The following is an 11,675-nucleotide window of genomic DNA, read 5'->3' as shown; positions in this document are numbered from 1 at the left end:
CTCCACGGCCTGCCGGGGTGCGCCCACCCGCCAAGCATTAATCTTGGCGGTATGTCGAGCCCCGCCGAGCGGTACGCCGCGGCGCGCCGCCGGGCCGCGCAGGCCACCAGGTTTCCCGCGCTTGACGAGTTCGCCCAGCAACTGGGGTTTGATCTCGACGACTTTCAGCGTGAGGCGTGCCAGGCGCTGGAACGGGGCAGCGGTGTCCTGGTCTGTGCCCCGACCGGCGCCGGTAAGACGGTTGTCGGCGAGTTCGCCGTACACCTGGCTCTGCGGGGTGGTCCGGGGGCCGCGCCCGGCCGCCCGGCGGCGGGCACCGCCGGCGCCGGTGCGCCCGCCGGGCCGAGCGCGGCCGCCTCGGCCGGGGTCGCCGCCGCCGGTACGGTCGACGGGGCCGGGAGCGACGAAGGCGGAGCCGACGCGGCCGTGGCGGGGGCGGTCGAGGGAAACCTGGTCCGCAAGTGCTTCTACACCACGCCGATCAAGGCGCTGTCCAACCAGAAGTACCACGATCTGGTGGACCGGTACGGCTCGGAGCTGGTCGGCCTGCTCACCGGGGACAACGCGATCAACGGTGACGCGCCGGTGGTGGTGATGACCACCGAGGTGCTGCGGAACATGCTCTACGCCGGATCGTCCAGTCTCGACGGCCTCGCCTACGTGGTGATGGACGAGGTGCACTACCTCGCCGACCGGTTCCGGGGCGGGGTCTGGGAAGAGGTGATCATCCACCTGCCGGAGTCGGTGACCCTGGTGTCGCTGTCGGCCACGGTCTCCAACGCCGAGGAGTTCGCCGACTGGCTGGTCACCGTGCGGGGCGAGACCGAGGTGGTGGTCAGCGAGCACCGGCCGGTGCCGCTCTGGCAGCACATGCTGGTCAACCGGCGGATGTTCGACCTGTTCCACGACGCGGACGCGGCCCGCAAGCACGACGTGCATCCGGAACTGCTGCGCTACACCCGGGAGCTGTTGCGCCGGCTGGAGCTGGGGGACCGGGCGTCCGGCGGCCCTGGCTGGGGTGGCCGGGGCGGCCGGGGGCCGCGCTGGCGGGGGCCGCTGCGGGCCGACATCGTCGAGCGCCTCGACCGGGAGGGGCTGCTGCCGGCGATCCTGTTCATCTTCAGCCGGGCCGGCTGCGACACCGCCGTCCAGCAGTGCCTCGCCGCCGGACTGCGGTTGACCACCCCTGAGGAGCGGGCCGAGATCCGCCGGGTGGTGGAGAGCCGGATCACCAGCGTGCCCGGCGAGGACCTGGCGGTGCTCGGCTACTGGGAGTGGCTCGACGGACTGGAGCGGGGTCTCGCCGCCCACCACGCGGGCATGCTGCCGGCGTTCAAGGAGGTCGTCGAGGAGCTTTTCGTCCGGGGTCTGGTGAAGGCGGTCTTCGCCACCGAGACGCTGGCGCTCGGCATCAACATGCCGGCCCGCTGCGTGGTGCTGGAACGGCTGGTGAAGTTCAACGGCGAGGCGCACGTCGACCTGACGCCGGGGGAGTACACCCAGCTGACCGGTCGGGCCGGCCGTCGCGGCATCGACGTCGAGGGGCACGCGGTGGTGGTCTGGTCACCGGAGGTGGATCCCCGGCACGTGGCCGGGCTCGCCTCGACGCGTACCTATCCGTTGCGGTCCAGCTTCCGGCCGTCGTACAACATGGCGGTCAACCTGGTCGGCTCGGTCGGCGCCGCGCCGGCGCGCGAGTTGCTGGAGTCGTCGTTCGCGCAGTTCCAGGCGGACCGGTCGGTGGTCGGCCTGGCCCGGCAGGTGCAGCGCAACGTCGAGACCATCGAGGCGTACGGGGCCGAGGTCCGCTGTCACCACGGTGACTTCGACGAGTACTTCGGGCTCCGGCTGGCGATCGCCGACCGGGAGCGGACCCTGGCCCGGCAGGGGCAGACCCAGCGCCGTGCGGCGGCGGTGGAGTCGCTGGAGCGGCTCCGGGTCGGTGACGTGATCCGGGTGCCGTCGGGGCGTCGGGCCGGTCTGGCGGTGGTGCTCGATCCGGGGGTCGGTGGTTTCGGCGAGCCCCGCCCGCTGGTCCTCACCCAGGACCGCTGGGCGGGCCGGGTCACCTCCGGTGACTTCACCACCCCGGCCGAGGTGCTGGCCCGGATCCGGGTGCCGAAGCACTTCAACCACCGGTCGCCGGCGGCTCGCCGGGACCTGGCGGCGGCGGTCAGCGGTACCGGGCTGGACCGGCACGCGGGTCGGCGCGGCGGGCGTTCCCGGGGCGGCGCGGGTGACGACGAGCGCCTCAGCCAGCTCCGCGCCGAGTTGCGCCGGCATCCCTGTCACGCCTGCCCGGAACGGGAGGAACACGCCCGCTGGGCGGAGCGGCGCCGTCGACTGGAGCAGGACACCACCGAGCTGCGGCAGAAGGTGGCGGGCCGGACCGGTTCGCTGACCCGTACCTTCGACCGGGTCTGCGGCATCCTCACCGCGCGGGGCTACCTGTCGCCGGACGGCGAGGTGACCGAGGCGGGTCGGATGCTGGGCCGGATCTGGACCGAGGCCGACCTGCTGGTCGCGGAGTGCCTGCGGCGTGGCGTCTGGGCCGGGCTCTCCCCGGCCGAGCTCGCCGCCGCGGTGTCGGTGGTGGTGTACGAGGCCCGGCGGGACTCCGACGAGCGCGCCTCGGTGCCCCGGGGACCGGTCCAGTCGGCGGTGGACGCGACGTTGCAGATCTGGGCCGAGTTGGAGGCCGACGAGGCGGCCCGGGGGCTGGAGGTCACCCGAGAGCCGGATCTCGGTTTCGCCTGGCCGGTCTACCGCTGGGCCCGGGGCGAGGTGTTGGCGAAGGTGCTGGCCAGCGGGCACAACCTGGACGGCGACATGCCGGCCGGTGACTTCGTCCGGTGGGCCCGCCAGGTGGTGGACCTGCTCGGCCAGGTCGCGGACTCGGCCGGTGCCTCCGTGGAGCTGCGGGGGACCGCCCGCCAGGCGATGGCGGCGATCAACCGGGGCGTGCTGGCCTACCACGGCGCGCTCTGACCAACGGGGCCGGTGCCCCGGTCGCGCCGCCCGTGTCGGTCGGACCGCTGGTTCGTCGTTGTCGCCGGCTACCGGTGGTCGCCGCCGACCAGTTCGGCGATGTCGGCGAAGATCCGCTGCCCGGCACGGGCGGCGGCCGGTGAGACGGCGTCGAGGGTGAGGAAGCCGTGCAGCAGACCCGGCTCGCGGCGGTGCCGGACCGGTACCCCGGCGGCGGCGAGTCGCGCGGCGTACGCCTCGCCCTCGTCCCGCAGCGGGTCGTGCTCGGCGGTGACGACCAGGGCCGGCGGCAGGCCGCCGAGGTCCGGGGCGTGCAGCGGGCTCACCGCCGGGTCGGCGCGCCGGCCCGGTTCGGGCACCCACAGCTCGGCGCCCCAGGCGATGTCATCCACCGAGATGCCCCAGCCGACAGCCTTCTCGGTGACGCTCGGCAGCGACAGTGTCAGGTCGGTGTTGGGGTAGACGAGGATCTGGGCGGTCGGCAGCGGGCCGCCGTCGGCGCGTAGCCGCAGGCAGGCGAGCGCGGCCAGGTTGCCGCCGGCGCTGTCGCCCGCGACGGAGATCCGACCGTCCGCCACCGCGAGGTCGTCGGCGTGCGCGAAGGCCCAGCGGAGCACTTCCACCACGTCGTCGACGGCCGCCGGCCACGGATGTTCGGGCGCCCGTCGGAAGTCGACGGCCAGCACGGCGACGTCCGCCTCGACGCAGAGCCGGCGGCAGGCGCGGTCGTGTGAGTCCAGGTCACCGATGGTCCACATGCCGCCGTGCGCGAACACCACCAGCGGGCGGGGGCGGCGCCCCGGGCGGTAGAGCCGGACCGGCACGCCGACCGGCGTGTTCAGCTGCTCGACAACGGCGGGTTCGGGTCCGGTCGGCCCGGCCTGGACCCGCCGGCGCTGGGCGCGCCGTACCGCGAGGGGGCCCAGCTCCCGGGCGGACGGGCCGGTCGCGGCCCGGCTGGCCGCGACGAAGGCGGCCAGTTCGGCGTCGGCGAGTTGCGCCACGAGGTCTGCCACCCGGACAGCATGCCAGTGGCGCCGACCGGCTCCGACAGGTGGACGTGGGGCGGTGCGCCGACTGGTCCCGGCGGCGGCCGTTCGGGCGGCCCGGGGTCCGCCCTTCGGCCCGTACGACATCCCCCTCATCGTGATCATTTTGTGTCGCCCGGCTGCGTATCGGGGGCGAGGTGCGGCCGAAGGTTCCGTTGTGGCTGGTCAGCACGAAAGTGATCATCAGTCGGAAAGCGAACGACGCGGCAGCGGCGGCACAAGGGGATCAGCGACATGGGCACGATCGACCACTTCCACTACGGGTGGACAACGCCCGCGCTGAGCTACGGACTGTCCGTCCTCGGCTCCTTCCTGGGGCTGCTCTGCGCGGTACGGGCCCGGGACAGCCAGTCCCGGGGGCGTCGGCTCTGGTGGCTGAACCTCGCCGCCTGGGCGATCGGTGGTACGGCGATCTGGACCATGCACTTCATGGCCATGCTCGGTTTCGACGTCTCGGGCACCCAGATCCGGTACGACGTACCGGTCACCGTGGCGAGCGCGTTGATCGCCGTCGCCACGGTTGGTGTCGGGTTGGTGATCGTCGGCTTCGGCCGGGTCGGCTGGCTCCGGGTGGTGCTCGGCGGCCTGTTCGCCGGGGCCGGGGTGGCCGCGATGCACTATGTCGGGATGGGCGCGATCCGGTTGCGGGGCCGGATCGACTACGACCCCTCCCTGGTGGCCGCCTCGGTGCTGATCGCGGTGGTCGCCGCCACGGTCGCGCTCCGACTGGCGGTGACCGTGCGCCGGACCGGCGCCGTGACCGGTGCGGCGCTGCTGATGGGCGTCGCGGTCAGCGGAATGCACTACACCGGGATGGCGGCGATGTCGGTGCGTCTGGAGCCGACCGGTCCCGACCCGGCCGGCGTCAGTGCGTCGATGCTGCTGCTGCCGATCATGTTGCTGGTGATCTTCGTGGCGTTTGTGCTGTTCTACGCGTTGCTCTCCACCCCCGCCGACGACGAGCCCACGGTCGGGGGCCGGTCGGCCGACGGTGCGCCGGTGGGACCGGTCGGCGCGTGGGCCGACGGCCCCGCGCACGGGGCCGGCGGCCGGGTGCCTCCCCGGTCCTGAACCGTCCGGGCACGCCGCCACCACCGCTGGCGCGTCGGCCCGGAAACCACCGGCCGACCGCGCCCGGGGTGTCGGCAGCGGGGGAGGCGGGCCGGCCCGTCAGTTCACGTTCCTGGCGTCGTCGCCTCAGTCGGCGTTTTCGGCGAGGGCGTCGACGAGACGCCGGCACGGACCGGCCAGGTTCCACTTCTCGGCGAGTGCGAGCACCTGCTCGGCGTCGGCCGGGGCGGCCGGAAGGGTGGTGTCCAGTGGGGGCAGCGGCACGTCCAGGGCCACCCGGACCACGGTCGGTGCCACCGCCAGGTAGTCGCGGGCGGCGGACAGCTTGGTCCGCAGCCCGGGTGCGAAGCCGGAGGCCGGGTCGTCCAGCGCGGCGAGGATGCCGGTCAGGTTGCCGTACCGGTCGATCAGCCGGGCGGCGGTCTTCTCGCCGACGCCGGGCACGCCGGGCAGGCCGTCGCTGGGGTCGCCGCGCAGCGCCGCGAAGTCGGCGTAACCGGCGGCCGGTACGCCGTACCGGGTGCGTACCGCCGCGTCGTCGCAGTCGTCCAGCTTCGCCACGCCCTTGCCGCAGTAGAGCAGCCGGACCGACCGGTTGTCGTCGACGAGCTGGAACAGGTCACGGTCGCCGGAGGCCACCTCGACCGGCGCCGGTTCGCGGGTGGCGAGGGTGCCGAGTACGTCGTCGGCCTCGTAGCCGTCGGCGCCGATCGCCGGGATGCCGAACGCGGCGAGCAGGTCGAGCAGGAGCGGGACCTGCGGGGAGAGGGTGTCCGGGACCACCTCGCCACCGTCGGGCGCCAACCGGTGCGCCTTGTACGAGGGGAGCAGGGCCACCCGCCAGGCGGGTCGCCAGTCGTAGTCCAGGGCGCAGACCAGCCGGTCCGGCCGGCGGGTGCGGACCAGTGTGGTGACCATGTCGAGGAAGCCGCGGACCGCGTTGACCGGCGTGCCGTCGGGTGCCCTGGCGGCGGACTCCGGGATGCCGAAGTACGCCCGGAAGTAGAGGCTGGGGGCGTCGATGAGGAGCAGCGGGCGGTGGCTCACCCGGACAGCCTGGCACAGCCTGTCCCGGGACGGCGATCCCGGTGTCGGCGCGGCGGGTCGGTCGGGAACGGGGCCGGGGTCGGTCGGGAACGGGGGCCGGGAAAGTGATGATCAGGCTGACCGGACCGGCGATGTGTCACGCTTGAACGACCGTTAAGCTAGTGACGTGGGTTACGACGACCTCTATCCGCCGCAGCGGTTGGCCGCCGCGCAGCAGGCCGCCGCCGAGGCCGGCCTGGACGCCCTCCTCCTCTCGCCCGGTTCCGACCTGCGCTATCTGACCGGCTACGACGCCCACGCGCAGGAACGGCTCACGCTGCTGGTCCTGCCCACGTACGGCGAGCCCACCCTGATCGTGCCGACCCTGGAACGGCCGGCCGCCGAGGCCTCCCCGGCACCCCGTACCGGCCTGCGGATCGTCGACCACCCGGACGGCGGCGACCCGTATCCGCTGGTGGCGCGGGCGCTCGACGGCCCGGTGCGGACGGTCGGTCTGGGCAACCGGATGTGGGCCGAGCAGGTCCTCGCGCTGCGCGCCACGCTGCCCGACGCCACCCAGCGGCTGGCCGGTGACGTGCTCCGGTCGCTGCGGCTGCGCAAGTCGGCGGCGGAGGTCGCCGCGCTGCGGGCGGCCGGCGCGGCGATCGACGCGGTGCACGGCCGGATGGCGGAGTGGCTGCGCCCCGGCCGGACGGAGCAGCAGGTCGCCTCCGACATCGCGGCGGCGATCCGGGAGGCCGGGCACGCCACCGCCGACTTCACCATCGTCGCCGCCGGTCCGAACGGGGCCAGCCCGCACCACGGCAGCTCCGACCGACCGATCGGGATCGGCGAACCGGTGGTGGTCGACATCGGCGGCACGATGCCGTCCGGCTACCGGTCGGACGCCACCCGTTGCTACGTGATCGGCCCGCCACCGCCGGACTTCGCCGACTACTACCAGGTGCTGCACGCCGCCCAGCGGGCCGCGGTCGGCGCGGTACGCCCCGGCGTCAGCGCCGAGGCGGTGGACTCGGTCGCCCGCGAGGTGATCGCCGACGCCGGCTACGGCGCCGCGTTCCTGCACCGGACCGGGCACGGTATCGGCCTGGACGGCCACGAGGACCCGTACCTGGTCGCCGGCAACAGCCTGCCACTCGAGCCGGGGATGGTCTTCTCCGTCGAGCCGGGCATCTATCTCGGCGGCCGGCACGGCGCCCGGATCGAGGACATCGTCGTCTGCACCCCGGACGGGGTGGAGCGGCTCAACACCGTCTCGAGAGAGCTGGTCCAGCTGTGAACACACCCGACGGGGGTGGCCGGGGCGTCGAGCGGATCCTGCCCACCGAGGAGGCCCACGAACTGCTCGGCCTGGTCACCGAGATCGCCGACGGTGAACTCGCGCCGAGGGTCGCCGACTTCGAGTCCCGGGGCGTCTTCCCCCGGGACCTGGTCCGCACCCTCGGCCGGGCCGGGCTGCTCGGCCTGCCCTATCCGGAGGAGTACGGCGGCGCCGCCCAGCCGTACGAGGTGTACCTGCAGGTGCTGGAGATCCTGGCGAGCCGCTGGTTGGCCGTCGCCGAGGCGGTCAGCGTGCACACCCTCTCCTGCTACCCGGTGGCCGCGTACGGCGGCGACCAGGTACGCAAGCTGCTGCCGGACATGATCGGCGGCGAGCTGCTCGGCGCGTACTGCCTCTCCGAGCCGCAGGGTGGTTCGGACGCGGCGGCGCTGACCACCCGGGCGACCCGGGACGGCGGCCGGTACGTCGTCTCCGGCACCAAGGCCTGGATCACCCACGCCGGTGTCGCCGACTTCTACAACATCTTCTGCCGGACCGGCGGGCCCGGTCCCCGGGGTATCTCCTGCCTGCTCGCCGACGCCGGCACCCCCGGCATCGTGCCGCAGCAGCCGGAACGCACGATGGGGCTGCGCTCCTCGCCGGTGGCGCAGATCGCCTTCGACGACGCCCGGGTGCCGGCCGACCGGCTGGTCGGCGCGGAGGGGAGCGGTTTCCGCATCGCCCTGTCCGCGTTGGACAGCGGTCGGCTCGGCATCGCCGCCTGCGCGGTCGGGCTGGCCCAGGCGGCGCTCGACTACGCCGTCGACTACGCCCGGCAACGGGAGCAGTTCGGGCGACCGATCATCGAGTTCCAGGGGCTCGGCTTCCTCCTCGCCGACCTGGCCACCCAGGTCGCGGCGGCCCGGGCGCTGACCCTGGCGGCGGCCCGGCTGCGCGACGCCGGGCGGCCGTACTCGACGGAGGCGGCGAAGGCGAAACTCTTCGCCACCGACACCGCGATGCGGGTCAGCACGGAGGCGGTGCAGGTGCTCGGTGGTGCCGGCTACGTGGCCGACCACCCGGTGGAACGCTACTTCCGGGAGGCGAAGGTGCTGCAGATCGTCGAGGGGACCAACCAGATCCAGCGGCTGGTCATCGCCCGCTCCCTGACCCGCTGACCGGCCGGCGGCGCCGGGATCGTCCGCCGGCGGGATCAGCGACCGCGCCGGTCTGCGGGTGGTACGGCGCGCGTCCGGTAGGTTGCACGTCGTGGAGGAGATCGATCGGGCCATCGTCACGGCGTTGACCGCCGACGGTCGACTGTCGTACACCGATCTTGCGGAGCGGGTGGGGCTGTCGGTCTCCGCGGTGCACCAGCGGGTCCGTCGGCTGGAGCAGCGCGGGGTGATCAGGGGGTACGCGGCCCGGGTCTCCTACGAGGCGCTCGACCTGCCGCTGAGCGCGTTCGTCGCGATCCGGCCGTTCGACCCGTCGCAGCCGGACGACGCGCCGGAGCGGCTGGCCCACCTGCCCGAGATCGACTCGTGCTACTCGGTGGCGGGGGAGGACTTCTACCTGCTGCTGGTCCGGGTGGCGAGCCCGGTCGACCTGGAGCGGCTGCTGCAGGAGATCCGGACCGCCGCCAACGTGACCACCCGGACCACCGTGGTGCTCTCCACGCCGTACGAGAGCCGCCCGCCGCGGATCAGTGCGGCCCGGGAGTCGTCCCGGCCCCGGCCGCTGGTGGGTGAGCCGCCGAGTTCCAGCGCAGGATGACCGGCCGTCCGTGCTCGTGACCGAGTGCGGAGACGGTGGCGGTGTCCAGCCGCAGCCGGGCGCCGTCGGCAGCCGAGAGTCCGATCCACCGGGCCCCCGCCACCCGCAGACTGTGCCCGTGGCCGACCAGGGCGACGTCGCCGGTCTCCAGCAGGGCTGCTGCCCGGGCGAGCACCCGGTCCAACCGTTCGGCGACCTGGTCCGGTGACTCGCCGTTCGGGCAGCCGTCGGTCCAGAGCAGCCAGTCGGGCCGTTCCTGCCGGATCTGGTCGGCGGTCCGTCCCTCGTAGTCGCCGTAGTTCCACTCCGCCAGGTCGTCGACGACCCCTGTCACGGTGAGGCCGGCCAGCTCGGCGGTGCGCAGCGCCCGCCGTCGGGGGCTGGCGAACACGGCGGCGAACCGCCGACCGCCGACCAGACCGGCGACCTCTCGGGCCTGCCGTTCGCCCTTCGGGGTCAGCTCCAGGTCCGTGTACGAGGTGTGCTGGTGGTTGGCGCTCCAGGTGGTCTCGCCGTGCCGGACGAGGACGATCTCTGCCATTCCCCCAGTCAACCACTCCAGGTCCGTCAAGCACAGACTAGCGTCCTAGGATGGCTTACAGGGTGTGTCGCACCATCGCCAAACAGTGAAAAGTCACGGCGAGAAGCCAGGGCCGCTGGGTGAAATTCCCTTATTGCACCTCGTGCCGTTATTAGCCGGGTTTCAGGCTTTGGCTGGAGGGCAACCTACTGTCAGCTGGCCCCGCACCGGGCCGCCGAGGTGAGGAGTGGAAACGCCATGAGTGCCATGGACAAGATGAAGAACAAGGCCGAGCAGTTGAAGGGCGCAGCCAAGGAGCGGATGGGCGACCGCACCGACAACGAGTCGATGCGGTCCGAGGGCGCCATGCAGCAGTCGCAGGCCAAGGCGAAGCAGGCCGGGCAGCACGTGAAGGAAGCGGGACGCAACGCCAAGGAGACGTTCGACCGGTAAGGCGTCCCTAGCGGACAGGCTGAGCGCCGTGCCGGGCCCACCAGGCCCGGCCGGCCTCGGGCAGGGTGTCGATCGGGTCGTAGTACGCGTACCGCCGCTGCAGCGCGGTCTCGTCGCCGGACTCGATCGACGTACGGTAGTTCTTCGTCCAGTACGAGATACCGCGTTCGCGGTCGTACTCGGTGAGCATGTGGACCCAGCGTTTGCCGACGAAGGGCACGTCGCAGACGATCCGTGGGGTGGCGTAGCCGGGCAGGTAGCCCATCATGTCGTGCTGGAGCCGCTGGGCGTGCCAGACCGGGACCCGCCAGTGCTCCGCGTTCGGGATCATGTCGCAGAGGTAGAAGTAGTACGGCAGGATTCCGGCCTCGCCCTGCAGTGCGAAGCAGAGGTCGAGCAGGTCGGGGGCGGTCGCGTTCACCCCGCGTAGCAGGACCCCCTGGTTGCGTACGTCGCGGACGCCGACCTCGAGTGCGGTCTGGGCGGCCCGGGCGACCAGCGGGGTCAGCGACTGCACGTGGTTGACGTGGGTGTGGATGGCGAGGTTGACGCCACGTCGGGCGGCAGTGCGGGCGACCCGTTCAAGTCCCTCCACCACGTCGGCCTGGAGCCAGTGCTGGGGCAGGCCGGCGAGCGCCTTGGTGGCGAGTCGGATGTCCCGGACGGTGTCGATGGCCAGGAGCCGCATCAGGTACGACTCCAGGTTTCGCCAGGGGACGTTGGCGACGTCGCCGCCGGAGACGACGACGTCGCGTACCTCGGGGTGGTTGGTGAGGTAGCTGATGTGGGCGTCGTACCGGTCGACGGGTTTGAGGCTGAGTTTGAGCTTGTCGACGGTGGGGGTGGAGTTGCCGACGAGGTCCATCCGGGTGCAGTGGCCGCAGTACTGGGGGCAGGTGGCGAGCAGTTCGGCGAGGACCTTGGTGGGGTAGCGGTGGGTGAGGCCTTCGGCGACCCACATGTCGTGTTCGTGGAGTGAGTCGCGGGTGGCGTAGGGGTGGGAGGGCCAGTCGGCGCGGCGGTCGGTGGCGAGCGGCAGCATGTAGCGGCGGATGGGGTCGGCGCGGAAGGTGTCGGCGGTGACCGGTCCGTCCGGGACCATCGTGTTGATCATCTGGGGTGGGACCAGCATCGACATGGTGGCGTGGTGGGTCTGGTCGGCGGTGAGGTCCGCGTAGCAGTCGTCGTCGATGGTGTCGCCGAGGACGGTGTGCAGTTGGCGGACGTTCTTGACGCAGTTGGCGCGTTGCCACTGGGCGGATTCCCACTGGTCGCGGGTGACGTTTCGCCAGCCGGGGAAGCGGGTCCAGTCGGGTTCGACGAGGGGCCGGCGGCGGTATTCGTACGGCTGGCCGGGTGTGTCGGTGGTGGTCGGCGGGGGTGTGGTGGGGCTGGCCGCCTCGTGGGGGGTGAGGAGTGTGGTGGTGGGTTCGGCCTGGGTCATGGTGGCCCTCCTCGGCTGTCGTGCGGCGGTGCCTCGCTGCGAACGCTACTGGAGAATTTCCCGTGG

The 11,675-nt window shown here is 72.8% G+C and carries 10 protein-coding genes; 6 read left to right on the top strand and 4 right to left on the bottom strand.

Going from position 1 to position 11,675, the window contains the following annotated elements:
• Positions 1-51: 51 nt before the first annotated feature.
• Entirely contained in the window at positions 52-2,988 is a 2,937-nt protein-coding gene (locus ABGB05_RS25930) for a DEAD/DEAH box helicase (protein ID WP_347656254.1), read from the top strand.
• Positions 2,989-3,056: 68 nt separating this feature from the next.
• Here the strand turns inward: ABGB05_RS25930 and ABGB05_RS25925 are convergent, their stop codons facing one another.
• Entirely contained in the window at positions 3,057-4,004 is a 948-nt protein-coding gene (locus tag ABGB05_RS25925) for an alpha/beta hydrolase (RefSeq protein ID WP_347656252.1), read from the bottom strand.
• 267 nt (positions 4,005-4,271) lie between these two features.
• Here ABGB05_RS25925 and ABGB05_RS25920 point away from each other — a divergent pair, with 267 nt between their 5' ends.
• The gene (locus ABGB05_RS25920; protein WP_347656251.1) at positions 4,272-5,108 is read left to right on the top strand and encodes an MHYT domain-containing protein; all 837 of its coding nucleotides are present in this window, start codon (positions 4,272-4,274) and stop codon (positions 5,106-5,108) included.
• 126 nt (positions 5,109-5,234) lie between these two features.
• Here ABGB05_RS25920 and ABGB05_RS25915 read toward each other — a convergent pair whose 3' ends face one another.
• Positions 5,235-6,155, bottom strand: a complete 921-nt coding sequence (locus tag ABGB05_RS25915; RefSeq protein WP_347656250.1) for a 5'-3' exonuclease — start codon at positions 6,153-6,155, stop codon at positions 5,235-5,237.
• 166 nt (positions 6,156-6,321) lie between these two features.
• Here ABGB05_RS25915 and ABGB05_RS25910 point away from each other — a divergent pair, with 166 nt between their 5' ends.
• The 3 genes from ABGB05_RS25910 (at position 6,322) to ABGB05_RS25900 (ending at position 9,192) form a co-directional block, all read left to right on the top strand.
• Positions 6,322-7,434, top strand: a complete 1,113-nt coding sequence (locus tag ABGB05_RS25910) for a Xaa-Pro peptidase family protein (protein WP_347656249.1) — start codon at positions 6,322-6,324, stop codon at positions 7,432-7,434.
• The gene (locus ABGB05_RS25905; protein ID WP_347656248.1) at positions 7,431-8,594 is read left to right on the top strand and encodes an acyl-CoA dehydrogenase family protein; all 1,164 of its coding nucleotides are present in this window, start codon (positions 7,431-7,433) and stop codon (positions 8,592-8,594) included. Before ABGB05_RS25910 ends, ABGB05_RS25905 begins: the two co-directional genes overlap by 4 nt.
• A 91-nt stretch (positions 8,595-8,685) precedes the next feature.
• Positions 8,686-9,192, top strand: a complete 507-nt coding sequence (locus tag ABGB05_RS25900; RefSeq protein ID WP_347656246.1) for an Lrp/AsnC family transcriptional regulator — start codon at positions 8,686-8,688, stop codon at positions 9,190-9,192.
• Here ABGB05_RS25900 and ABGB05_RS25895 read toward each other — a convergent pair.
• Complete coding sequence (locus ABGB05_RS25895) at positions 9,122-9,733, bottom strand: histidine phosphatase family protein (protein ID WP_347656245.1); 612 nt, start codon at positions 9,731-9,733, stop codon at positions 9,122-9,124. The genes ABGB05_RS25900 and ABGB05_RS25895 overlap by 71 nt on opposite strands.
• 237 nt (positions 9,734-9,970) lie before the next feature.
• Here ABGB05_RS25895 and ABGB05_RS25890 point away from each other — a divergent pair, with 237 nt between their 5' ends.
• Positions 9,971-10,165, top strand: a complete 195-nt coding sequence (locus ABGB05_RS25890) for a CsbD family protein (protein WP_347656243.1) — start codon at positions 9,971-9,973, stop codon at positions 10,163-10,165.
• Positions 10,166-10,172: 7 nt separating this feature from the next.
• On the opposite strand, the gene ABGB05_RS25885 is transcribed toward ABGB05_RS25890, so the two are convergent.
• Positions 10,173-11,609 (bottom strand): lysine 2,3-aminomutase, encoded by a 1,437-nt coding sequence (locus ABGB05_RS25885; protein WP_347656241.1) that lies wholly within the window; start codon positions 11,607-11,609, stop codon positions 10,173-10,175.
• Between the last annotated feature and the right edge of the window lie 66 nt (positions 11,610-11,675).

This window comes from Plantactinospora sp. B5E13 (genome assembly GCF_039871775.1).
GTDB lineage: Bacteria > Actinomycetota > Actinomycetes > Mycobacteriales > Micromonosporaceae > Plantactinospora.
Note: the sequence above shows the minus strand (reverse complement) of the source record. Positions and strands in the feature narration are given on the sequence as shown.

Excerpts from the sequence above, each read along its gene's own strand:
- ABGB05_RS25930 (WP_347656254.1), top strand. The coding sequence starts at position 52 with ATGTCGAGCCCCGCCGAGCGGTACGCCGCGGCGCGCCGCCGGGCCGCG.
- ABGB05_RS25920 (WP_347656251.1), top strand. The coding sequence starts at position 4,272 with ATGGGCACGATCGACCACTTCCACTACGGGTGGACAACGCCCGCGCTG.
- ABGB05_RS25895 (WP_347656245.1), bottom strand. The coding sequence starts at position 9,733 with ATGGCAGAGATCGTCCTCGTCCGGCACGGCGAGACCACCTGGAGCGCC.
- ABGB05_RS25890 (WP_347656243.1), top strand. The coding sequence starts at position 9,971 with ATGAGTGCCATGGACAAGATGAAGAACAAGGCCGAGCAGTTGAAGGGC.
- ABGB05_RS25885 (WP_347656241.1), bottom strand. The coding sequence starts at position 11,609 with ATGACCCAGGCCGAACCCACCACCACACTCCTCACCCCCCACGAGGCG.